Source organism: Pseudomonas sp. MN1F, from assembly GCF_009391885.1.
GTDB lineage: Bacteria > Pseudomonadota > Gammaproteobacteria > Pseudomonadales > Pseudomonadaceae > Aquipseudomonas.
Map to the genome: position 1 here is coordinate 232929 of NZ_VZII01000007.1, position 22351 is coordinate 255279.

A 22351-nucleotide genomic window follows, 5' to 3' on the forward strand; every position below is an offset into this window, starting at 1 on the left:
TGATGTTGTCGTTTCGCGTGCCACGGCGCACGGCCTAACCCCTTGGTCCAACCACACGACGCAGGAAAACCAATAATGATTCGTATGCCTCTGGCCTCCGCCAGTCTGCTGGCCATCGCCATCGCTCTCGCCGGTTGCGGCGAAGGCAAGGATGACAAGGCCGCCGCTCCGCAAGCTCAGGCACCTGCTGCTGCCAGCACCACAGCTGCGGCGCCCGGGGCTGTCGACGAAGCGACCGGCAAAGCCGTGGTCAAGCATTACACCGAAATCGTCTACGCCGTGTACAGCGACGCGCTGAGCACCGCCAAGCACTTGCAGAGCGCCGTCGACGCGTTCCTCGCCAAGCCCAACGACGAAACCCTGAAAGCCGCCAAAGAGGCCTGGGTCGCCGCGCGCGTTCCGTACCTGCAGAGCGAGGCGTTCCGCTTCGGCAACACCATCATCGACGACTGGGAAGGCCAGGTGAATGCCTGGCCGCTGGACGAAGGCCTGATCGACTACGTCGACAAGAGCTACGAGCACGCCCTGGGCAACCCGGCAGCCAGCGCCAACATCATCGCCAACACCGAGATCCAGGTGGGCGAAGAGAAGGTCGACGTCAAGGACATCACCCCTGAGAAGCTGGCCAGCCTGAACGAACTGGCAGGTTCCGAAGCCAACGTCGCCACCGGCTACCACGCCATCGAATTCCTGCTCTGGGGCCAGGACCTCAACGGTACCGGCCCAGGCGCCGGCAACCGCCCGGCTTCCGACTACCTGGAAGGCACGGGTGCCACCGGCGGCCACAACGACCGTCGCCGCGCCTACCTGAAGGCGGTCACCGAGCTGCTGGTCAAGGACCTCGAAGAGATGGTCGGCAACTGGGCACCGAACGTCGCCGACAACTACCGCGCCACGCTGGAAGCCGAGCCGGTGGCCGATGGCCTGCGCAAGATGCTGTTCGGCATGGGCAGCCTGTCGCTGGGCGAACTGGCCGGTGAGCGCATGAAGGTCTCGCTGGAAGCCAACTCGCCGGAAGACGAGCAGGATTGCTTCAGCGACAACACCCACTACTCGCACTTCTACGACGCCAAGGGCATCCGCAACGTCTACCTGGGCGAGTACACCCGTGTCGACGGCACCAAGCTGACCGGCCCGAGCCTGTCGTCGCTGGTGGCCAAGGCCGACCCGGCTGCCGACGCCACCCTCAAGGCTGACCTCGAAGCCACCGAAGCGAAGATCCAGGTGATGGTCGACCACGCCCTCAAGGGCGAGCACTACGACCAGTTGATCGCCGCCGACAACGCTGCCGGCAACCAGATCGTGCGCGATGCCATCGCCTCGCTGGTCAAGCAGACCGGCTCGATCGAGCAGGCTGCAGGCAAGCTGGGGATTGCCAACCTGAACCCGGACACCGCCGACCACGAATTCTGATCGGCTGTCCTGGTTCACAAAGAGGCGACCTTCGGGTCGCCTTTTTTCTGTGCCCCGCGAAAGGGCCGGTGAAGTCCATGAAAATGCTGAGATTTCACATCCTTTTCACCCGGGTAATTGCAAATTGCTCTTATTCAAACAACGCTGGCCTGCTAAGCTTGCACGCCGGTTTTTCGTCCACGCCCAGGATTTTGCATGTCCTCGTCGCTGTCCCGATTCCCCCCTCTGCTGCTGGCCCTCGCCCTTGCCGCCTGTGATGACGCCCCGCGTTTCACCCAGGCCGAGCCCGGCGAAGCGCTGTCTGGCGGCCAGGCCACGGTCCAACGCGACGACCGCAAGGCTTTTTCCCTGCCGTCGGCCAACCTCTCGGCCGAGCGGCGCCTGGACTTCGCCGTGGGCAACAGTTTTTTCCGCAGCCCTTGGGTGATCGCCCCTTCCACCACCACCGCGCGTGATGGCCTGGGCCCGTTGTTCAACACCACGGCCTGCCAGAACTGCCACGTGCGCGATGGCCGCGGGCACCCGCCGGAGCCCGACGACAGCAATGCCGTGGGCATGCTGGTGCGCCTGTCGATCCCCGATCAGCCTTACCTGGCCAAGGTGATCGAGCGCCTGGGCGTGGTCCCCGAGCCCGTCTACGGCACCCAGCTGCAGGACATGGCCATCCCCGGCGTGGCGCCGGAGGGCAAGGTGCGGGTTAACTACACCACCCAGACCGTCACCTTCAAGGACGGCCACCCGGTCGAGCTACGCCGCCCGACCCTGCAGATCACCCAGCTTGGCTACGGCCCGATGCACCCCGACACACGCTTCTCGGCCCGTGTCGCCCCGCCGATGATCGGCCTGGGCCTGCTCGAAGCCATCCCCGAAGCCGACATCCTGGCCAACGAAGACCCCGACGACCGCAACCACGACGGTATCCGCGGCCGCGCCAACCGGGTCTGGGACGACGCCCAGGGCAAGACCGTGATCGGCCGCTTCGGCTGGAAGGCCGGGCAACCCAACGTCAACCAGCAGAACGTGCACGCCTTCAACGGTGACATGGGCCTGACCAGCACCTTGCAACCCAAGGACGACTGCACCCCGGCCCAGGTCGACTGCCTGGCCGCGCCCAATGGCGATGGCGAAGGCGACGAGAAGGAAGTCAGCGACAACATCCTGCGCCTGGTCACCTTCTACACCCGCAACCTCGGTGTGCCTGCCCGTCGTGACGTCGGCGCGCCGCAAGTGCTGGCCGGCAAGAACCTGTTCTTCGAGGCCGGTTGCCAGGCCTGCCACATCCCGCAGTTCACCACTGCCGCCAACACCGCCGAAGCGGAGCTGGCCAACCAGCTGATCCGCCCCTACAGCGACCTGCTGCTGCACGACATGGGCCCGGGCCTGGCCGACGAGCGCACCGAATTCGCAGCCAACGGCCAGGATTGGCGGACCCCACCGTTGTGGGGCATAGGCCTGACCGAAACGGTCAGCGGCCACACCCAGTACCTGCACGACGGCCGTGCCCGCAACCTGCTCGAAGCCGTGCTCTGGCACGGCGGCGAAGCGCAGTCGGCGCGCGACCATGTATTGACCTTCAATGCCGAGCAGCGCGCTGCGTTGCTGGCCTTCCTGAACTCACTTTAAAACGCGCAAGGAGCCGGGCATGTTCCGACCCAAACTGTTGTTCACCAGCCTCGCCGCACTCGCCCTGGGTGCCTGCTCGCCGCAGGACCCACAGGCGGTGACTTCCGCCGCCATCGCCAAGCAGGTGATCCTGCCGACCTACAGCCGCTGGGTCGAAGCCGACCGCCAGCTGGCTGCCAGCGCCCTGGCCTACTGTGAAGGCAAGGAAAGCCTGGACACCGCGCGCGCCGACTTCCTCAATGCGCAAAAAGCCTGGGCCGAACTGCAACCGTTGCTGGTAGGCCCGCTGGCCGAAGGCAACCGCGCCTGGCAGGTACAGTTCTGGCCTGACAAGAAGAACCTGGTCGGCCGCCAGGTCGAGCAGCTGGTCAACGGCGACAAGCCGGTCGATGCCGCCGCCCTGGGCAAGGCCAGCGTCGTGGTACGCGGCCTGTCGGCTTACGAGTACATCCTCTTCGACAGCAAGCCGGACATCGCCACTGCCGAGCAGAAAACCCGCTACTGCCCGCTGCTGGTCGCCATCGCCGATCACCAGAAGGTCCTGGCCGAGGACATCCTCAAGACCTGGAACAGCACCGACGGCATGCTGTCGCAGATGACCAAGTTCCCCAACCAGCGCTACGCCGATTCCCACGAGGCGATCGCCGACCTGCTGCGTTCCCAGGTCACCGCCCTGGACACCCTGAAGAAGAAGCTGGGTGCGCCGATGGGTCGCCAGAGCAAGGGCATCCCGCAGCCACTGCAGGCCGAAGCCTGGCGCAGCCATTCCTCGCTGAAGAGCCTGGAAGCCACCCTCAAGGCCTCCCAGGCGGTGTGGGTCGGGGTCGACAACCAGGGCCTGCGCAGCCTGCTGCCCAGCGATCAGAAAGCCCTGGCGCAGAAGATCGACGACGCCTACGCTACGGCGCTCAAGCTGCTGGCCGACAACCAGAAGACCCTCGGCGAGCTGCTCGCCGACGACGCCGGGCAGCAGACCCTCAACCAGTTCTACGATGCCCTCAACGCCGTCCACCGCCTGCACGAAGGCGACCTGGCCAAGGCGCTGAACATCCAGCTGGGCTTCAATGCCAACGACGGTGACTGATGATGCTGCGACGCCAGGCTCTCAAACTCGGTAGCGTATTGCTCAGCGCCCTGACCCTGGGCGGCTGGAGCCTATTTCGCAACAAAGGCAGCGAACCCTTGCTGCTGTCGGCGCGTGACGATGGCGACGGCAAGCACTATGCGGTCGGGTTCCGCCTGGATGGCACCCAGGTGTTCAGCACCCAGGTCGCCCAGCGTTGCCATGCCATCATCAACCACCCCGAGCTGCCGATCGCCCTGTTCGTCGCCCGCCGCCCCGGTACCGAAAGCTACCTGGTCGACCTGCGCGACGGGCGCCTGCTGCAGACCGTCACCTCGCAACCGAACCGGCACTTCTATGGCCATGCGGTGATCCACCAGGGTGGCGAATGGCTGTATGCCACCGAGAACGACACCACCGACCCAGGCCGTGGCGTGCTCGGCGTGTACCGCTTCGAGGGTGAACGCCTGGTGCATACCGGCGAGATCCCGACTCACGGCATCGGCCCCCATGAAGTGGCCTGGCTGCCGGACGGCGAAACCCTGGTCGTGGCCAACGGTGGCATCCGCACCGAGGCCGAGAGCCGGGTCGAGATGAACCTCGATGCCATGGAGCCGAGCCTGGTGCTGATGCAGCGCGACGGCACCCTGCTGAGCAAGGAGACCCTGGCCCAGCAGATGAACAGTGTGCGCCACCTGGCGGTAGGCGACGATGGCACCATCGCTGCCTGCCAGCAGTTCATGGGTGCTGCTGAGGAAACCGCCGAGCTGCTGGCGATCAAGCGCCCGGGCGAGCCGTTCAAGGCCTTCCCGGTGCCGGAGCGCCAGCTGCAATCGATGGCCCAGTACACCGCCAGCGTTGCCATCCACAGCGACCTGCGCCTGGTGGCGCTGACTGCGCCGCGGGCCAACCGCCTGTTCGTCTGGGACCTGGACAGCGGCGCGGTGAAGCTCGATGCACCGATGCCCGATTGCGCCGGGGTCGGGGCGGTCAAGGATGGTTTTGTCGTCACCTCGGGCCAGGGGCGTTGCCGCTTCTACGATTGCCGCAAGGCCGAACTGATCGGGCAACCGATGGACCTGCCGTCCGGGTTCTGGGACAACCATCTGCACCTGGTCTGAAGGCCCATTCGCGGGTTTACCCGCGAAGAGGCCGGCTCAGGCAATCCTCTCCCCCTTCTGCAATACTTCTCTGATCCACACGTGGGCAGGATCGCCCGTTGTCGTGTCTGAACGAATAACAATCACGCATCCAAGGAACCGGACTTATGCTACGCCGCCGCATGCTCATCATGTTGGCTGTCGTTCTGTTGATCGTGCTGGCCCTGGGGGGCTACAAGGGCTTCTCGATCTACCAGCAGATCCAGATGTTCTCCGCGCCCAGGCCGCCCATCACCGTTGCGGCCGCCCCGGCCGAACAACGCCTGTGGCAAGAACGCCTGCCTGCCGTCGGCAGCCTCAAGGCCCTGCAAGGCGTTGAGCTGAGCCTGGAAGTGGAAGGCATCGTCAAAGCCTTGTACTTCGACTCCGGGCAGAAGGTCAAAGCCGGGCAACCGCTGCTGCAGCTCAACGACGACCAGGAAACCGCCCTGCTCGGCACTGCCCAGGCCGACCTGGGGCTGGCCAAGGTCGACTTCGGTCGCGGCAGCCAGCTGGTCGGCGATGCCGCCATCTCCCGCGGCGAGTTCGACCGCCTGTCCTCCCAGTACCGGCGCAATCAGGCAGTGGTCGAACAGCTCAAGGCGCAGAAAATCAAGAAAAGCATCAACGCGCCGTTCAGTGGCACCATCGGCATTCGCCAGGTGGACATCGGCCAGTACCTGGCCGCCGGCACGGTGATCGCCACCTTGCAGGACCTGTCCAGCCTGTACGTCGACTTCAACGTCCCGGAACAGGCATTGCCGCACCTGAGCCTGGGCCAGCAGGTGCTGGTGCAGGTGGCCGCCTACCCCGGCCAGACCTTCCCGGCCAGCCTCAGCGCGATCAACCCCAAGGTCGATGAGAACACGCGCAACCTGCTGGTGCGCGCGACCCTGGCCAACCCGGACGACAAGCTGCTGCCAGGCATGTTCGCCAACCTGCTGATCCTGCTACCCGACCCGCAGCCCCAGGTGGTCGTGCCGGAAAGTGCCATTACCTACACCCTCTACGGCAACTCGGTGTACGTCGCCACGCCGAAGAAGGACAAGGACGGCAACCCGGAAAACGACGATCAGGGCCAGCCGCAGCTCAGCGCCGAACAGCGCACCGTACAGACCGGCGAGCGCCGCGATGGCGTGGTGGTGGTCAGCAAGGGCCTCAAGGCCGGGGAGCAGGTGGTCACCGCCGGGCAGCTCAAGCTGACGCCGGGTGCGGCCATCCGCATTGGCCAGGACAGCGCGCTCAAACCCGAACAGGGCGCCCCGCGCACCGACTGAGCAGGAGGCAGGCATGGCGTTCACCGACCCGTTCATCCGCCGCCCGGTGCTGGCCAGCGTGGTCAGCCTGCTGATCCTGCTGCTCGGCTTCCAGGCCTGGAACAAGCTGCAGATCCGCCAATACCCGAAAATGGAAAACGCCCTGATCACGGTGACCACCGCCTACCCCGGGGCCAACGCCGAGACCATCCAGGGCTACATCACCCAGCCGCTGCAACAGAGCCTGGCCAGTGCCGAAGGCATCGACTACATGACCTCGGTCAGCCGCCAGAACTTCTCGGTGATTTCCATCTACGCGCGCGTCGGCGCCGACAGCGACCGTCTGTTCACCGAGCTGCTGGCCAAGGCCAACGAGGTGCGCAACCAGCTGCCGCAGAACGCCGAAGACCCGGTCCTGAGCAAAGAGGCCGCCGACGCCTCGGCACTGATGTACATCAGCTTCTACAGCAAGGAGATGAGCAACCCGCAGATCACCGATTACCTGTCGCGGGTGATCCAGCCCAAGCTTGCTACCTTGCCAGGCATGGCCGAGGCGGAAATCCTCGGCAACCAGGTGTTCGCCATGCGCATCTGGATCGACCCGGTGAAGCTGGCAGGTTTCGGCCTGTCGGCCACCGACGTCACGGATGCCGTGCGCCGCTACAACTTCCTCTCCGCTGCCGGTGAAGTAAAAGGCGAGTACGTCGTCACCAGCATCAACGCCAGCACCGAGCTGAAATCGGCCGAAGCCTTTGCTGCGCTGCCGCTCAAGGTGTCCGGTGACAGCCGCGTGCTGCTGGGTGACGTGGCGCGCGTGGAGATGGGCGCGGAAAACTACGACACGGTCAGCTCGTTCGATGGCACGCCATCGGTCTACATCGGCATCAAGGCCACCCCGGCGGCCAACCCGCTGGACGTGATCAAGGAAGTGCGGCGCATCATGCCCGAGCTGGAAAGCCAGCTGCCGTCGGCGCTGAAGGTATCGATCGCCTACGACGCCACGCTGTTCATCCAGGCCTCCATCGACGAAGTGATCAAGACCCTCGGCGAAGCGGTGCTGATCGTCATCGTGGTGGTGTTCCTGTTCCTTGGTGCCCTGCGCTCGGTACTGATCCCGGTGGTGACCATTCCGCTGTCGATGATCGGCGTGCTGTTCTTCATGCAGATGATGGGCTACTCGCTGAACCTGCTGACGCTGCTGGCGATGGTGCTGGCCATCGGCCTGGTGGTGGACGATGCCATCGTGGTGGTGGAGAACATTCACCGGCACATGGAGGAAGGCAAGTCACCCTTCGATGCGGCCCTGGAAGGCGCGCGGGAAATCGCCATGCCGGTGGTGTCGATGACCATCACCCTCGCGGCGGTATACGCCCCCATCGGTTTTCTTACCGGGCTTACCGGTGCACTGTTCAAGGAATTCGCCCTGACCTTGGCCGGGGCAGTGGTGATATCCGGGATCGTCGCCCTGACCCTGTCGCCGATGATGTGCGCCCTGCTGCTGCGCCAGGAGCAGAACCCCAGCGGCCTGGCCCATCGGCTCGACGTGCTGTTCGAAGGCCTCAAGGTGCGTTACCAGCGCCTGCTGCACGCCACCCTCGACAGCCGCCCGGTGGTGCTGGTGTTCGCCGTGATCATCCTGTGCCTGATCCCGGTGCTGCTCAAGTTCACCCAGAACGAGCTGGCACCCAACGAGGACCAGGGTGTGATCTTCATGATGAGCAGCTCGCCACAGCCGGCCAACCTCGACTACCTGAACGCCTACACCGACCAGTTCACGCCGCTGTTCAAGCGCTTCCCCGAGTACTACTCGTCGTTCCAGATCAACGGTTTCAACGGCGTACAGAGCGGCATCGGTGGCTTCCTGCTCAAGCCCTGGAACGAACGCCAGCGCACGCAGATGGAGCTGCTACCGCTGGTGCAGGCCAAGCTGGAGCAGGTAGCCGGGCTGCAGATCTTCGGTTTCAACCTGCCGTCGCTGCCGGGTACCGGCGAAGGCCTGCCGTTCCAGTTCGTGATCAACACTGCGGGTGACTACCCTGCCCTGCTGGAAGTCGCTCAGCGGGTCAAGAAACGGGCACAGGAATCGGGCAAGTTCGCCTTCCTCGACATCGACCTCGCGTTCGACAAACCCGAGGTGGTCGTCGACATCGACCGGGCCAAGGCGGCGCAGATGGGCGTGTCCATGGATACGCTGGGCAGCACCCTGGCCACCTTGCTGGGCGAGGCCGAAATCAACCGTTTCACCCTCGAGGGCCGCAGCTACAAGGTGATTGCCCAGGTCGAGCGGCCCTATCGGGACAACGCCGGCTGGCTGAACAACTACTACGTGAAGAACGAGCAAGGGCAGCTGCTGCCCTTGTCGACACTGATCACCCTCAGTGACCGCGCCCGCCCCCGCCAGCTCAACCAGTTCCAGCAGCTGAACTCGGCGATCATCCAGGGGGTGCCGATGGTCAGTATCGGCGAGGCGTTGCAGACGGTGCGCGACATCGCCCGGGAAGAAGCACCGGAGGGCTTTGCCTTCGACTATGCCGGGACGGCGCGCCAATACGTGCAAGAGGGCAGCGCCCTGTGGGTGACCTTCGGCCTGGCACTGGCGATCATCTTCCTGGTACTGGCCGCGCAATTCGAAAGCTTCCGCGACCCGCTGGTGATTCTGGTGACCGTGCCCTTGTCGATCTGTGGCGCGCTGCTACCGCTGTTCCTGGGCATTTCCAGCATGAACATCTACACCCAGGTAGGGCTGGTGACGCTGATCGGCCTGATCAGCAAGCACGGCATCCTGATCGTCGAGTTCGCCAACCAGTTGCGCGAGGAAAAGGGCTTGAGCGCGCGCCAGGCCATCGAGGAAGCGGCCGCCATTCGCCTGCGGCCGGTGCTGATGACCACGGCGGCGATGGTGTTCGGCATGGTGCCGCTGATCCTGGCGACCGGGGCCGGCGCGGTGAGCCGGTTTGATATCGGCACGGTGATTGCCACCGGGATGTCGATCGGGACCTTGTTTACCCTGTTCGTGCTGCCGTGCATCTACACCTTGCTGGCACACAAATCGGCTGCCAAGGAAACGGTTGCAGCCTGATCAGACTATCCCAAAAACAAAGGCCTCGCGTTTGCGAGGCCTTCATCTTGCTCAAGCTGTATCAGCCAAACGGCCGTAGCCCCTGGCGCATGCCGAAGAGGAACAACAGCAGGTCCTGGTCCGGTTCGGCCTTGTTCTGCTGTGCCTTGACCTCATGCGGCACCGCACACTGGCCTGCCTTGCTGAATACCACAGGCCGCGGCTCTTCCCAGGCAGCTACCGCCGCCGTGGTCACAGCCAACCCAGCCACCAGGAACAAAGCTCGAGCTATTTCTAGTTTCATCGCCCTAACCCTTTGACAGCGCTGCCAAACGCCATCTGGTAAAAATAGAGCAGCGTTTGCCATTCCGTGTCATTTAGCGACGAGTGGCGGCGCAGCTGGCGCAGGTCGTTACCCGCAGCGCGCTGACAGCTGATGCGTCGTCGGCACTTTTCCAGGTCCAGGAGTGCTACCTCGACACGGGCCTGCTCACCCTCGCCGATGACCTTGATAAAGACGTGCTTGCCATACAGGCAGCCATGCTGCCAATGCCCCAGGTGCATGCGCGCCAGGTTGTCGGCCAGGTCCTTGAGCATGCGTTCATGCACGACTTGTGGATAGCGCTCGCGCGCGCCTTCGGCGTGCCACGTGTCGAGCTCGACAAAGCCATCCAGCGCCTCGCTGACCAGCAACGCGCGCCATTGGTGCTCGGGATCACGCTCGGCACCACAAAACACGATGCGCGGCACACGCACACCCAGTTGCTCGAAGCTGTTCAGTGCATCGAGCTCGCGCAATACGGTCGGCCTGCCGAATGGGTGCAACAGGCTGCGATAGATGTGGCCGACCTGACGCTTGGCATACAGCACCTTGCCGTTGCCATCGCTCAGCCGTTGCACACCACTTTCACCACCGCGCCGCTGGTTGGGTTCCTCGACCCATTCGCCCTGCTGGCGCCAGTAATAATCGAACCGCGACTCCCCATTTTGGGCTACAGCCATCAAACACTACCCCTTACGCAATACATATACCCGCCACATGGCATAGAACGGCAGGAAGTCGAGGTGTTCCTGGATTCTGAAGCCGGCGGCCTTGAATTCTGCTTCGACCGTTTCTGCTGGTAACACGAAACGGTTCTGATAGCTGCCCTGTTCGGCCTTGGCACTGCGCTTTTTCTCGAGTTTCTGGCGGCGCCAGGCCTTGAAGTTACCGTCCACCCACAATGACAGGATTACACTGTCACGGCTAACCCTTTGAAACTCGTCAAGAATGGTCTTGCGGTGAGCCGCTTCGCCAATATGGTGGAACAGCCGCATGCAGAAGATGCTGTCGACCGAATTATCCGGCAAATCGATCGCGAAAGCAGATGTCTGCAAAGGCCGTACCCGCGCCACCACTTCTGGCGGTTGGGCGGCACAGGCGGTCTGGATCATCGCTTCAGAATTGTCGGCACCGATGATTACCCGGTTCGGCTTTTCCGCCAGCAGCGGCCAGAAACGGCCTGCGCCGCAGGGCAGGTCGAGGACCAGACCCGGTTCTCCGGCCAACGCCAAGGCACGACGGGCCAGTTGCTCGTCACGCTGGTGGGACAGGCGTCGAGCCAGCCCATCCTGGTGTTTGAGGAAGTACTCCTTGGCATGTTGCTGGTCGTACTTCTCGGAAAATTCGAGTTTGATCGGGCTGCGCATCGAGTGGCTCCTGTCTCCAATGCGCATACCTTAGGTAACAAATCGTAGGAAACAGGTCATGCCAATGTGAAAATAATGTCATCAAACTGCAGGAATGTTTCATCTTATTACTGAGTGGGATCGGTCTTCTCCGCGCTCTGGCTCAGGTCTACCTGGAAGCGACAGCCATGCGGTGCCGTCGAAGTCAGTGTCACCCGCCAGCCCTGGTCATCGCAGATCCGCTGCACCAGCGACAGGCCCAGGCCCAGGCCCTCGCCACGCCGCTCCTCGCCACGCACGAAGGGCTGGAACATCGCCTCGCGCTTCTCCTCCGGGATACCCACGCCACTGTCTTCGACACTGAAACCGTTGAGCTCCAGGCTCAGGCGGATGTAACCGCTATCGGTGTAATGCGCAGCGTTGCGCAGCAAGTTGCCCATCACCGAGTGCAGGAAGGTGGCGTTGTACAGCAATGGGCCTGCACTGGCCTGGCCATCGAAATAGAGTGCCAGGCCCTTCTGCTCGATGGTATCGCGCCACACCCCGACCAGGTCGTCGGCGACTTCGCGCAGGGTTGCCTGGGATGCCACCGCACCCTGGTCGCGCTGGGCGCGGGCGAGCATCAGGAAGGTCTTGACCAGCTCGCGCATCTCTTCCGTGGCACGGGCGATGCGTTCCACCTGGCTGCGCGCGCGGGTATCCAGATTGGGGTTTTCCATCAGCAGTTCGCACGAGGTGGCCAGCACCATCAGCGGTGTACGCAGCTCATGGCTGACATCGCTGGTGAACAAGCGTTCGCGGGTCAGCGCATCGCGCAGCCGGCCCAGGGTGTCGTCGAACGCCACCGCCAACTGGCCGACCTCATCGGCCGCGTAGTCCGGTGCCAGCGGTGGCGCCAGGCCAAGCAACTGATCGCGATGACGAACCTGTCGCGCCAGGCGGATGACCGGTGCCATCACCCTGCGCGCCAGCAGCCAGCCAAGCACCACCGCCAGCACCAGGCTGAGCACGAAGCCCACCACCACAACGGCAAACAGCACGCGCTCGCGCTCTTCGAAGTCGCTCTGGTCCTGCAGCAGCACATAGCGTCGACCGTCGACGATCTCGACCATCGCGTGGTAGGACAGCTGGTCGCGAAACACCTCATGGAAGCCGACATCGAGGTGGCGCAGGTCCTTGGGCAGCTCGAAATCATCGCGCCCGCCACTGAAGTAGAACAGCTGGTCAGGCCGTGGCCGGTGGCTCCAGTCACTGACGCTGTCCATGCGCAGCAGGCGCTGCAGGTCGCCACCGAGCACCGATGAAATCAGGCGCTCCTCGACCAGGTGCACGGTGGCGACGATACCGAAGGCGAAGGCGCCGGCCACCAGCGCGCTCATCAACGCAAAGGCGATGATGATGCGCTGGGCAAGGCTTTGCTTAAACTCCATCGCGGCCCTCGGCGAGGCGATAGCCGACGCCATGGACGGTATGCAGCAGGGGTTTTTCGAACGGTTTGTCGATCACCTGGCGCAGCTGGTGCACATGGCTGCGCAGGCTGTCGCTGTCGGGGCAGTCATCGCCCCACAGGGCTTCTTCCAGCACTTCGCGGCGCAGCACGTGCGGGCTTTTCTGCATCAGTACGGCCAGCAGCTTGAGGCCGACCGGGTTGAGTTTGAGCAGGCGGCCCTGGCGGGTCACTTCGAGGGTATCGAGGTCGTAGCTCAGGTCCGCGACCTGCAGGGTGCGGCGCCCGCCGCCCTGAGCCCGGCGCAGCACCGCTTCGATGCGCGCGGCCAATTCAGACAGGGCAAAGGGTTTGAGCAGGTAATCATCGGCACCGGAGCGGAAGCCCTGCAGGCGATCGTCCAGTTGGTCGCGGGCCGTGAGCATGATCACCGGGGTATCACGGCGGGCATCCTCGCGCAGGCGCTTGCACAGGGTATAGCCATCGATACCGGGCAGCATGATGTCGAGCACGATCAGGTCGTAATGCTCGGTGGCGGCCAGGTGCAGGCCCGAGAGGCCGTCCTGGGCGCAGTCGACGGTGTAGCCTTTCATGCCCAGGTAATCGGCAAGGTTGGCAAGAATATCGCGGTTGTCTTCAACCAAAAGAATACGCATCGGGTTCTCCTGTGCGGCGCTTCGCTAGGGTGCGCGGCAGGCGCAGCTTAAGGCCATCGCCGGTACTGTGCCAGCCCCAGGGCAAATTCAGCGAACTTGACAGTTTTTTCACTGATCCTTCACGGACAGAGGATAGCGGGCGCACGACAATGCCCGGTCTTTTTACCCCCTGGAGTCGTCATGCAACAACGCACTCGTCCGCGTCCGATCAACCTCTGGCTGTACCTGGGCATTCCACTGGCTGTCGCTGCGGCCCTGCTCCTGCTGGAACTGACCTCGGTCGACATGGACGTCGCCAACCTGTTCTTCGACCCCGCCGCCGGGCAGTTCATCGGCCGTCACAGTTACCTGCTGGAAACCGTCATGCATGACCGGGTCAAGCAAGGCGTGATCCTGCTCGGGCTGATTTCGCTGGGTGCGTTCGCCTCGAGCTTCTTCTGGAAGCGCCTGTTCGGCTGGCGCCGCGAGCTGGGTTGCCTGGTGCTGGCGCTGGGGCTGTCGACGGCCTTCGTCACGCCGTTGAAGAAGGTGACCCAGGTGCAATGCCCGTGGAGCCTGACCCAGTTCGGCGGCAAGGAAACCTACAGCGAACTGCTCCAGCATCGCCCGGCCACCGACAAGCCGGGGCTGTGCTGGCCGGGCGGGCATGCGGCCACCGGGTTCTGCCTGTTCGGCCTGTTCTTCATGCTGCGTGACCGCCGGCCGAAGCTGGCGCGGGTGGCGTTCGCGGTGGCCCTGGTGGCCGGCTCGGCGCTGGGGCTGGGGCGGATGCTGCAGGGCGCGCACTTCCTGTCACATAACCTGTGGACGGCGGTGTTCTGCTGGTTGATCGGCCTGGGCTCGTATTACCTGGTGCTGTATCGCAAGGGCATCGTCGAGGCGTCAGCCGTCGAGCAGCGCGTCGCCTGATAGAGTGGCTGCTAAACGAAAAAGCCCCGCACTAGGCGGGGCTTTTTCTTGGTGCAGGGGGTAAGGCTGGCTTACATCATGCCGCCCATGCCACCCATGCCGCCCATGTCTGGCATGCCGCCGCCAGCTGGAGCTTCGCTCGGGGCATCAGCAATCATGGCTTCGGTGGTGATCATCAGACCGCCGATCGAAGCTGCGGCTTGCAGAGCCGAACGAGTGACCTTGGCTGGGTCGAGGATACCCATCTCGATCATGTCGCCGTATTCGCCGGTAGCGGCGTTGTAGCCGAAGTTGCCCGAACCTTGCTTGACCTTGTCAGCAACAACGCTTGGCTCGTCGCCGGCGTTGGCAGTGATCTGGCGCAGCGGAGATTCAACAGCGCGACGCAGCAGGGCGATACCGACGTTCTGGTCTTCGTTGTCGCCTTTGAGGTCAACGATGGCAGCCAGGGCGCGAACCAGGGCCACACCACCGCCAGGCACCACGCCTTCTTCGACGGCTGCACGGGTAGCGTGCAGGGCGTCTTCAACGCGGGCTTTCTTCTCTTTCATTTCAACTTCGGTGCCAGCACCGACCTTGATCACGGCAACACCGCCAGCCAGCTTGGCCAGACGCTCTTGCAGCTTCTCACGGTCGTAGTCCGAAGAGGTTTCTTCGATCTGGGCACGGATCTGCTTGACGCGTGCTTCGATGTCGGCGTCAACGCCAGCACCGTCGATGATGGTGGTGTTTTCCTTGGACAGGATGACGCGCTTGGCGTTACCCAGGTGCTCCAGGGTGGTGGTTTCCAGGGTCAGGCCGATTTCTTCGGAGATGACCTGGCCGCCGGTCAGGACGGCGATGTCCTGCAGCATGGCCTTGCGGCGGTCGCCGAAGCCCGGTGCCTTGACCGCAGCAACCTTGACGATGCCGCGCATGTTGTTGACCACCAGGGTAGCCAGGGCTTCGCCTTCAACGTCTTCGGCAACGATCAGCAGTGGGCGACCGGCCTTGGCAACGGCTTCCAGAACTGGCAGCAGCTCACGGATGTTGGAGATTTTCTTGTCAACCAGCAGCAGCAGCGGGCCTTCCAGCTCGGCTACCATGGTGTCTGGCTTGTTGATGAAGTACGGCGACAGGTAGCCACGGTCGAACTGCATGCCTTCTACGACGGACAGTTCGTTTTCCAGGCCCGAGCCTTCTTCAACGGTGATCACGCCTTCTTTACCGACTTTTTCCATGGCTTCGGCGATGATTTCACCGATGGAGCTGTCGGAGTTGGCGGAGATGGTGCCTACCTGGGCGATGGCCTTGGAGTCGGCGCATGGCTTGGACAGGTTCTTCAGCTCGGCGACAACGGCGGCGGTGGCCTTGTCGATGCCGCGCTTCAGGTCCATCGGGTTCATGCCGGCAGCGACGGCTTTCAGGCCTTCGTTGACGATGGCCTGAGCCAGAACGGTAGCGGTGGTGGTGCCGTCACCGGCAGCGTCGTTGGCCTTGGAAGCAACTTCCTTGACCAGCTGGGCGCCCATGTTTTCGAAGGCGTCTTTCAGCTCGATTTCTTTGGCGACGGAAACGCCGTCCTTGGTGATGGTCGGAGCGCCGAAGCTCTTGGCCAGCACCACGTTACGGCCTTTCGGGCCGAGGGTCGCTTTTACCGCGTCAGCCAGAACGTTGACACCAACCAGCATTTTCTTACGAGCGGAATCGCCGAATTTTACGTCTTTAGCAGCCATGATCGTTTAATCCTTGAAAATCTTTGGAGTAACGGGAAGTCGGGGAAAATCAGCCTTCTACAACGGCGAGGATTTCGTTCTCGGCCATGACCAGCAGGTCTTCGCCATCGACTTTCACGGTGTTGCTGCCCGAGTAAGGGCCGAAAACCACTTTGTCACCGACTTTAACGGCCAGCGCACGGACTTCGCCGTTTTCCAGAACGCGACCGGTGCCAACAGCAACGACTTCGCCGCGGTTTGGTTTTTCAGCGGCCGAACCCGGCAGGACGATACCGCCAGCGGTTTTCGATTCTTCTTCGCTGCGACGGATGACTACGCGGTCATGCAGAGGACGAAGCTTCATTGTCGATCTCTCCCAAATAGTGGTTTTCATCGGCCGGTACGAAACCGGCGGGTTAATGCAATCCGGCGTTGCCGGGGGTGGCCCGCAAAGGGCGAACCACCTGTGTCATGACTGGTGTTGCCACCAGAAACCTTGCGGTGACCACATACATGAGGCCGCCATATTCAATTACAAGGCTTGATATGCAAAATTTTTCAGCCGGTTGAAAAAGACCGGGGCCGCTTGTGCGGCCCCGGGGGTTACAGGTCTGACTATTTGTCGCGGCGCTCGTACTCGCCTTCGATCACGTTCGGGCGATGGCCGCTATCACGCGGCTGCGCCTGGAACGGGTCGTCCTGGAACGCGCGCTGGCGCAGGGTCTGGGCTTCAGCGCGTTCGCGCATCTTGCGCGCCGCCAGATGGCGGGTGAACGGCAGCAGGCACAGCAGGCCCAGCACGTCACTGATGAAGCCTGGCAGCAGCAGCAAACCGCCACCCACGGCCAGCATCAGGCCCTGGAACATGTCCTCGGCGGGCAGTTCGCCACGCTGCAGGCTTTCACGGGCACGCAAGGCCGTGGCGAGGCCCGCCACACGGACCACCAGCACACCCAGGGCGGAACCGGCGATGATCAGCAGCAACGCCGGGAAGAAACCGATGGCGCCAGCAACCTTGACGAAGACGAACAGCTCCAGCACCGGAAACAGTAGAAACAGCAGTAGAAAAGCACGCATCAAAGCATTCCTCGTCGGAAGAGACCCTTCCTGTAAGACCTACAGATGGATGCGTGCGCTCAGGATTTCAAGCCTCGACTTCAGTCGCAGTCGGCCATTGGTCGGCGCGCGCCAGCAGAACCAGGGCTTCGCGGACTTGTGTCGGCGTGTTGCAAGGAGCTGGGAAAGGCAACCAGTAGATGCCTTGGCCGATGCGCAGGTGCATGCCTTCGCTGTCGATGCCGACCATCTGCGCCGGTACGCTACGCGGCAGGTCGCTCAGGTCGACGTAATGGGCGATGGCATTGGCATGGTCGCTGTTCATGTGCTCGATCATGCTCGACTCGGCCTTGCCCGCAAAGGGATTGGCCAGGGTTACCTGGTCGAGCCAGTGGATCGCACCGAAACCGCCGATGTAGCGATGGCGCACCGGCTGCAAGACCCAGAAGTCGAAATCATGGGCCTTGTGGTAGTTGGCGGCATCGGGGAAGAAGCGGTAGTAGCGCTCGGCCGCCGCCTCGATGGTGGCCTCCTCGACCAGCTTGTGCGCCTCGGCCATGACCGTCAGGCGGCCGACGGCCTGCACGTCCTCGGCCTCACGCTCACCCACCAGCAGCGAGCACTTGGGGTCCTTGAGCAGGTTGTGGGTGTGCTGGGCGATGCGGCTGATCAGGATCAGCGGGTTGCCCTCGGCATCCAGGCAGTACGGCACCACCGAACCGAACGGGAAGCCGGGCATGGATTTGGAATGGGTCGAAAGTACGCCGCGGTATTCCTTGAGCAGCAGTTCCCGGGCGGGGCGGATGGCGTTGGTACTCACTGAAGGCGGCTCCTGGATGCGAACTGGATGGGTGACAAGATAAGCATTATCAGATCCAGTGCCAATGGGGCCGCTATGCGGCCCCGGCGATCTACCAGGTCACACCGAAGCCGGCGGTGTAACGGGTCTTGTCCAGGTCGCTGTCCCGCGTTCCGGTGATGATGTCCTTCTCCGCCTTGAGGTTGAGCGAGGCCCATTCGGTGACCTTGTAGCGCAGCCCCACCTCGGCATCCAGCGCGTAGTCGGCTACGCCACCCAGCGGTTTGGCGAACTCGCCATTGGTGAACAGCTGGACGTTCTTGCCGATCAGGTAGCGGGTGTAGTCCCACTTCACCGCCGCCGAGTAGAAGTTGTCCTTGGCACCGTCCTGGTATTCGAAGTCGGTACGGTTGATCAGCGAGCCCAGCGAGAACGCGCCCAGCTCATCGTCCCAGAACTGGTAGCCAGGGCCGGTACCGACCGTGCGCTGGCGGGACAGGTCTTCGATGCGGTCGCGCTTGTACTCCATGCGCCCCTGCCAGAACCACTTCTCGGTGATGAAGCGGTCGAGCGCGTACTCGGCGCTCCAGTTGTCGGTGGTGGTGACGTCGTCCTTGGATTCGCGGTTGTACTCGCCTTCGGCATTGTGCCGCCAGCGGCCGTGGCGGGCGGTGGTCTTGAAGTCGATGTCGTAGTCGTCGCTGTCGGTCTCGGCGCGCTTGTAGTCCATGGCCACGTCGACATTGCCCTTCCAGATGAAGTCCTCAACCAACGGTTTGGGCTTCATGATCTGCTGGACACTGGCCAGGTCGACCGTCTTTGGCGCATCGCCATTGGCCAGAGTCACCTTGCCCGGCTCGGCGGCCTTGAGCGACTTGGCCTTTTCGCCGCTGTAGGCGTCCTGCTTGACTAGCAGTTCCTGGTCGCTTTCCAGGGTCTGGACCTGTTTCCAGTCCAGCGAGATCGAGCCGCCATACGGGGTTTCCAGCAGCAACTTGCCACCGTCGAATACACGGATCTTGCCGCTGAGCCGATCGCCGTTCTTCATCCACACGGTGTCGGCGAACGCCGGGGCGGCACTCAGGGCGGTCAACAGGCAAAGCAAGGATCTAGAATACATAAGCGCGCTACAGGTTCGATTTGACGAAAAAAGCCGGGCATTATCCAGATACCAACGACCAGAGCAAGGACAGACCCAGGAGCATGCCGTTGAGTTCAACTCTCATTTGCCGCGACCATTCATCCGGTTTCATCCCAGCCCAGGGCTGCCCCGATGTCTGAGGGTCATGAGCACACGCTGGCATCGCCCGAAGCCCGACGAACGGCGCTGTATTCGGTGCTTGGCCAGGTCCCCGAGGGCAAGGTGGTCAGTTACGGCGAGCTCGCCGAGCTGGCGGGACTTGGCCGGGCGGCACGCTGGGTCGGGCGCACCCTTGGGCAGTTGCCCGCCGATACGCGCCTGCCCTGGCACCGGGTACTCGGCGCTGGCGGGCGGCTGAGCCTGGCGCAGGGCACCCCTTCGGGCGATGAACAGCGCGCCAGACTGCGCGCAGAGGGTGTGAATGTGGCCAATAATCGTGTGGATATGACGCGCCATGGCTGGCGCCCAATGGAGCACAGCGGTTAGAGTGCGCGCTTTGTTTTCGAAAATTTGAGGCAGATGTTGGCCCATGCCCCGTAAAACCTGGCGCGCTGCGCTCGCTGCCTATGCCAGCCCGTCAACCTTGGTACTTTTGCTGCTGGGCTTCGCCGCCGGCCTGCCCTACATGCTGGTGTTCTCGACCCTGTCGGTGTGGCTGCGCGAAGCTGGCGTGGCCCGTGAAACCATTGGCTACGCCAGCCTGATCGGCCTGGCCTATGCCTTCAAATGGGTCTGGTCACCCCTGCTCGACCAGTGGCGCCTGCCGCTGCTTGGCGGCCTCGGGCGCCGGCGCTCGTGGCTGTTGCTGTCGCAATCGCTGGTGGTGATCGGCCTGGTCGGCATGAGCCTGTGCGACCCGCAGCAGCACCTTTCCTGGCTGATCGCCCTGGCGGTGCTGGTGGCCTTTGCCTCGGCCACCCAGGACATCGCCGTCGATGCCTATCGCCTGGAGATTGCCGACGACCAGCGCCAGGCGGCCCTCGCGGCCAGCTACATGGCCGGTTACCGGGTTGCCGCCCTGCTCGCGACCGCAGGTGCACTGTTCTTCGCCGAATGGTTCGGTTCCACTGGCTTCAGCTACCTGCACAAGGCCTGGGCCGGCACCTACGTGCTGTTCGGCGTGATGATGCTGCCAGCGCTGTTCACCACCCTGGTGATGCGTGAGCCACCGGTACCGTTGCGCACCCAGTTGTCGGCTGCGCGTTATGGCCTGATGCATCAGATGGCCTCGGTGTTCGTGCTGATCATCCTGCTGGTGTCAGTACCGGCCAGCTTCACCCAGATGTTCAACACCGGCTGGTCGAGCGTCATTTCCGGCGCTGCGACGCCACTCGACCTGCTGCTCGAAGACCGTGCCTTCCTGCGCCTGATCCTCTACGTGCTGCTGACCTGGGCCTGCCTTTCGAGCATGGGCCGGCGTGGCCTGGCCCCGGTGCTGACACCGGTGCACGACTTCATCGCCCGCTATCGCTGGCAGGCGCTGCTGCTGCTGGGGCTGATCGCCACCTATCGCATGTCGGACACGGTCATGGGCGTGATGGCCAACGTGTTCTACATCGACATGGGCTTCACCAAGGACCAGATCGCCAGCGTCAGCAAGGTCTTCGGCCTGATCATGACCCTGGTCGGTGCCGGCGTCGGCGGCTTGCTGATCGTACGGTTCGGCATCCTGCCGATCCTGTTCATCGGCGGCGCAGCCTCGGCGGCCACCAACATCCTGTTCCTGATGCTGGCCGACATGGGGCCTAACCTGGAAATGCTGGTGGTGACCATTTCGCTGGACAACTTCAGCTCGGGCCTGGCCACCTCGGCGTTCGTCGCCTATCTGTCGAGCCTGACCAACCTGAAGTTCTCGGCCACGCAGTATGCGCTGCTCAGCTCGATCATGCTGTTGCTGCCGCGCCTGATCGGCGGCTATTCAGGGGTGATGGTGGAGAAGTACGGGTATCACGATTTCTTCCTGATCACTGCACTGTTGGGTGTGCCCACGCTGATCCTGATCGCGCTGCACTGGCGCCAGGAAGTGAGCCGGGGAAAGCAGGTGCCGGTGGATAACCCGGCGACCGAGCAGCCCTGATAGCGTTCTACAGCCTGTACCGACCTCTTCGCGGGTTCACCCGCGAAGAGGTCGGTACATCCAACAGAATTTATTGAGCGACAGCCCCTTCCCCAGGCCGCCCGCCTACCACGAACCACAAAGGCCACAGCGCCAAGGCACCCGCCACACCTGCTGCCAGGGCAAAGTGCAGCAAGCTCTCCCCTGCCCCGATCATCGCCAATACCGCACCACCCAGCCCCAGCAAGGCAATGGTGATCATCCCCAGCATCGCCGATACCAACCCCTTGCTCTGCTCGCTGGCGAACAGCGTCATGCGGTACAGCACCGCATTGGCCACGCCCAGCCCCAACGCATACAGCGACATGCCGGCGACCACACTGGTTACCGTCGGCCACAGCCAGGTCGCCAGCACCATCAGGCACAGGCCGGCCAGGTACGGCCCCAGCGCGCCGCGCACAAGGGCCGGCAGCGGGTAACGGTCGGCGATCCGGTTGATGATCAGGTTACCCAGGATCAGCCCGCCGAACACCGGCAACTGCCACAGCGCATATTCCATCGTGCTCAGCCCCTCATCGTGGATCAGCAGCACTGGCGAAAGGCCGATCCAGCCAATCAGCGGCAGCCCGACCAGGCCCAACGCGGCACTGCCGGCGACGAACTTGCGGTTGGCCAGCAGCTGGCCGTAACCGGCAAGCAGCGGCAGCAGGTGGATTGGGGTAAACGGCAGGCGTGAGCCATCACGACGCTCCACACCGAGGGTTTCCGGCATCAGCCGATGCAGCAGCAGCCAGCACAGCACTGCTCCGACGGCGAAGGCCAGGAACAGCCAGCGCCAGTCCAGCCACTGCAGCATGAGGGTCCCGACCAGCGGCCCAAGCAACGGCGACAGCAAGGCGATATTGGCCAGCAACGCCATCATGCGCACCGCGTCCGCTTCGCTGAACGACTCGTTCAGCGCTGGGTAGCTGACCGTCACCACGAAGCCCAGGCCGATGCCCTGCAGCAGGCGCAGCAGGTTGAACAGGCCCATGTCCTGCACCCAGTAGGTGGCCAGGCAGGCAACGCCGAAGAACGCGCAGCCGGCCAGCAGCAGCGGGCGGCGACCATAGCGGTCGGCCAGCGGGCCGATCAGCCATTGCAGCACCACGCCACCGAGCAGGTACAGGTTGAGCGCGTGGGGAATGTACTCGGGGCTGGCGTTCAGCTGCTCGACCACCACCGGCATGGCCGGCATCACGGCGTCGCTGGCCAGGTAGGTGAGCAGCTCGAACAGGGCCAGGGTCAGGCCGAACAGCAGGGCCCGAAGAGGCGTGATGTAGAGCAGTGGTTTCATGATGGCGTATCGGGTGCAGGCAGGAGGGGACAGGCTA

20 protein-coding genes are annotated in these 22351 nt (G+C 63.5%); 9 read left to right on the forward strand and 11 right to left on the reverse strand.

What is annotated here, in order from left to right; translation table 11 throughout:
* The first annotated feature begins 75 nt into the window (after positions 1-75).
* The 6 genes from F6X59_RS03965 to F6X59_RS03990 all read left to right on the forward strand — a co-directional run bounded on the left by F6X59_RS03965 (position 76) and on the right by F6X59_RS03990 (position 9573).
* Positions 76-1413 carry an imelysin family protein gene (locus F6X59_RS03965; protein WP_152954721.1) on the forward strand — a complete coding sequence of 446 codons (1338 nt, stop codon included), beginning with the start codon at positions 76-78 and terminating at the stop codon, positions 1411-1413.
* 195 nt (positions 1414-1608) lie between these two features.
* On the forward strand, positions 1609-3036 hold the full coding sequence (locus F6X59_RS03970; protein WP_152954723.1) for a di-heme oxidoredictase family protein: 1428 nt from the start codon (positions 1609-1611) through the stop codon (positions 3034-3036).
* A 19-nt stretch (positions 3037-3055) separates the two neighbouring features.
* The gene (locus F6X59_RS03975) at positions 3056-4120 is read left to right on the forward strand and encodes an imelysin family protein (RefSeq protein WP_152954726.1); all 1065 of its coding nucleotides are present in this window, start codon (positions 3056-3058) and stop codon (positions 4118-4120) included.
* Positions 4121-4122: 2 nt separating this feature from the next.
* Positions 4123-5220: a DUF1513 domain-containing protein gene (locus F6X59_RS03980; protein WP_152954900.1), complete on the forward strand. Its 1098-nt coding sequence runs from the start codon at positions 4123-4125 to the stop codon at positions 5218-5220.
* A gap of 146 nt (positions 5221-5366) precedes the next feature.
* A complete protein-coding gene (locus F6X59_RS03985) occupies positions 5367-6515 on the forward strand; it encodes an efflux RND transporter periplasmic adaptor subunit (protein ID WP_152954728.1) in 1149 nt (382 codons plus the stop codon).
* Positions 6516-6528: 13 nt separating this feature from the next.
* Positions 6529-9573, forward strand: a complete 3045-nt coding sequence (locus F6X59_RS03990; protein ID WP_152954731.1) for a multidrug efflux RND transporter permease subunit — start codon at positions 6529-6531, stop codon at positions 9571-9573.
* A 61-nt stretch (positions 9574-9634) separates the two neighbouring features.
* Here F6X59_RS03990 and F6X59_RS03995 read toward each other — a convergent pair whose 3' ends face one another.
* From F6X59_RS03995 to colR, 5 genes are all read right to left on the reverse strand, one after another.
* Complete coding sequence (locus F6X59_RS03995) at positions 9635-9856, reverse strand: hypothetical protein (protein ID WP_152954733.1); 222 nt, start codon at positions 9854-9856, stop codon at positions 9635-9637.
* Entirely contained in the window at positions 9853-10554 is a 702-nt protein-coding gene (locus tag F6X59_RS04000; protein ID WP_152954735.1) for a lipopolysaccharide kinase InaA family protein, read from the reverse strand. Before F6X59_RS04000 ends, F6X59_RS03995 begins: the two co-directional genes overlap by 4 nt.
* Positions 10555-10560: 6 nt before the next feature.
* Positions 10561-11241 (reverse strand): class I SAM-dependent methyltransferase, encoded by a 681-nt coding sequence (locus tag F6X59_RS04005; RefSeq protein ID WP_152954738.1) that lies wholly within the window; start codon positions 11239-11241, stop codon positions 10561-10563.
* Between the two features lie 107 nt (positions 11242-11348).
* On the reverse strand, positions 11349-12650 hold the full coding sequence (locus tag F6X59_RS04010; RefSeq protein WP_152954740.1) for a HAMP domain-containing sensor histidine kinase: 1302 nt from the start codon (positions 12648-12650) through the stop codon (positions 11349-11351).
* Positions 12640-13323 carry a two-component system response regulator ColR gene (gene colR / locus F6X59_RS04015; protein ID WP_003255215.1) on the reverse strand — a complete coding sequence of 228 codons (684 nt, stop codon included), beginning with the start codon at positions 13321-13323 and terminating at the stop codon, positions 12640-12642. The genes F6X59_RS04010 and colR overlap by 11 nt, the downstream gene beginning before the upstream one ends.
* A gap of 180 nt (positions 13324-13503) precedes the next feature.
* Between colR and F6X59_RS04020 the strand changes: the two genes are divergently transcribed.
* Entirely contained in the window at positions 13504-14232 is a 729-nt protein-coding gene (locus F6X59_RS04020; RefSeq protein ID WP_152954742.1) for a phosphatase PAP2 family protein, read from the forward strand.
* A gap of 71 nt (positions 14233-14303) precedes the next feature.
* Here F6X59_RS04020 and groL read toward each other — a convergent pair whose 3' ends face one another.
* From groL to F6X59_RS04045, 5 genes are all read right to left on the reverse strand, one after another.
* The gene (gene groL, locus F6X59_RS04025; protein WP_152954744.1) at positions 14304-15947 is read right to left on the reverse strand and encodes a chaperonin GroEL; all 1644 of its coding nucleotides are present in this window, start codon (positions 15945-15947) and stop codon (positions 14304-14306) included.
* A gap of 49 nt (positions 15948-15996) precedes the next feature.
* Entirely contained in the window at positions 15997-16290 is a 294-nt protein-coding gene (locus tag F6X59_RS04030) for a co-chaperone GroES (protein WP_152954746.1), read from the reverse strand.
* Between the two features lie 251 nt (positions 16291-16541).
* On the reverse strand, positions 16542-17003 hold the full coding sequence (locus F6X59_RS04035; protein WP_152954748.1) for an FxsA family protein: 462 nt from the start codon (positions 17001-17003) through the stop codon (positions 16542-16544).
* Positions 17004-17070: 67 nt separating this feature from the next.
* The gene (locus tag F6X59_RS04040) at positions 17071-17802 is read right to left on the reverse strand and encodes a HugZ family protein (protein WP_372240292.1); all 732 of its coding nucleotides are present in this window, start codon (positions 17800-17802) and stop codon (positions 17071-17073) included.
* 91 nt (positions 17803-17893) lie between these two features.
* Complete coding sequence (locus tag F6X59_RS04045) at positions 17894-18901, reverse strand: DUF481 domain-containing protein (RefSeq protein ID WP_152954750.1); 1008 nt, start codon at positions 18899-18901, stop codon at positions 17894-17896.
* A gap of 153 nt (positions 18902-19054) precedes the next feature.
* Here F6X59_RS04045 and F6X59_RS04050 point away from each other — a divergent pair, with 153 nt between their 5' ends.
* Entirely contained in the window at positions 19055-19408 is a 354-nt protein-coding gene (locus F6X59_RS04050) for an MGMT family protein (protein WP_152954752.1), read from the forward strand.
* Between the two features lie 43 nt (positions 19409-19451).
* On the forward strand, positions 19452-20999 hold the full coding sequence (locus F6X59_RS04055) for an AmpG family muropeptide MFS transporter (RefSeq protein ID WP_152954754.1): 1548 nt from the start codon (positions 19452-19454) through the stop codon (positions 20997-20999).
* Positions 21000-21069: 70 nt separating this feature from the next.
* Here F6X59_RS04055 and F6X59_RS04060 read toward each other — a convergent pair whose 3' ends face one another.
* Positions 21070-22314, reverse strand: a complete 1245-nt coding sequence (locus F6X59_RS04060; RefSeq protein ID WP_152954756.1) for an MFS transporter — start codon at positions 22312-22314, stop codon at positions 21070-21072.
* Between the last annotated feature and the right edge of the window lie 37 nt (positions 22315-22351).

Coding starts and splice junctions, on each gene's coding strand:
- F6X59_RS04055 (WP_152954754.1), top strand. CDS start 19,452: ATGCCCCGTAAAACCTGGCGCGCTGCGCTCGCTGCCTATGCCAGCCCG.
- F6X59_RS04035 (WP_152954748.1), bottom strand. CDS start 17,003: ATGCGTGCTTTTCTACTGCTGTTTCTACTGTTTCCGGTGCTGGAGCTG.
- F6X59_RS03965 (WP_152954721.1), top strand. CDS start 76: ATGATTCGTATGCCTCTGGCCTCCGCCAGTCTGCTGGCCATCGCCATC.
- F6X59_RS04045 (WP_152954750.1), bottom strand. CDS start 18,901: ATGTATTCTAGATCCTTGCTTTGCCTGTTGACCGCCCTGAGTGCCGCC.
- F6X59_RS03985 (WP_152954728.1), top strand. CDS start 5,367: ATGCTACGCCGCCGCATGCTCATCATGTTGGCTGTCGTTCTGTTGATC.
- F6X59_RS04050 (WP_152954752.1), top strand. CDS start 19,055: ATGTCTGAGGGTCATGAGCACACGCTGGCATCGCCCGAAGCCCGACGA.
- F6X59_RS03970 (WP_152954723.1), top strand. CDS start 1,609: ATGTCCTCGTCGCTGTCCCGATTCCCCCCTCTGCTGCTGGCCCTCGCC.
- F6X59_RS03990 (WP_152954731.1), top strand. CDS start 6,529: ATGGCGTTCACCGACCCGTTCATCCGCCGCCCGGTGCTGGCCAGCGTG.
- groL (WP_152954744.1), bottom strand. CDS start 15,947: ATGGCTGCTAAAGACGTAAAATTCGGCGATTCCGCTCGTAAGAAAATG.
- F6X59_RS03975 (WP_152954726.1), top strand. CDS start 3,056: ATGTTCCGACCCAAACTGTTGTTCACCAGCCTCGCCGCACTCGCCCTG.
- F6X59_RS04020 (WP_152954742.1), top strand. CDS start 13,504: ATGCAACAACGCACTCGTCCGCGTCCGATCAACCTCTGGCTGTACCTG.
- F6X59_RS04030 (WP_152954746.1), bottom strand. CDS start 16,290: ATGAAGCTTCGTCCTCTGCATGACCGCGTAGTCATCCGTCGCAGCGAA.
- F6X59_RS03980 (WP_152954900.1), top strand. CDS start 4,123: ATGCTGCGACGCCAGGCTCTCAAACTCGGTAGCGTATTGCTCAGCGCC.
- F6X59_RS04005 (WP_152954738.1), bottom strand. CDS start 11,241: ATGCGCAGCCCGATCAAACTCGAATTTTCCGAGAAGTACGACCAGCAA.
- colR (WP_003255215.1), bottom strand. CDS start 13,323: ATGCGTATTCTTTTGGTTGAAGACAACCGCGATATTCTTGCCAACCTT.
- F6X59_RS04000 (WP_152954735.1), bottom strand. CDS start 10,554: ATGGCTGTAGCCCAAAATGGGGAGTCGCGGTTCGATTATTACTGGCGC.
- F6X59_RS04060 (WP_152954756.1), bottom strand. CDS start 22,314: ATGAAACCACTGCTCTACATCACGCCTCTTCGGGCCCTGCTGTTCGGC.
- F6X59_RS04010 (WP_152954740.1), bottom strand. CDS start 12,650: ATGGAGTTTAAGCAAAGCCTTGCCCAGCGCATCATCATCGCCTTTGCG.
- F6X59_RS03995 (WP_152954733.1), bottom strand. CDS start 9,856: ATGAAACTAGAAATAGCTCGAGCTTTGTTCCTGGTGGCTGGGTTGGCT.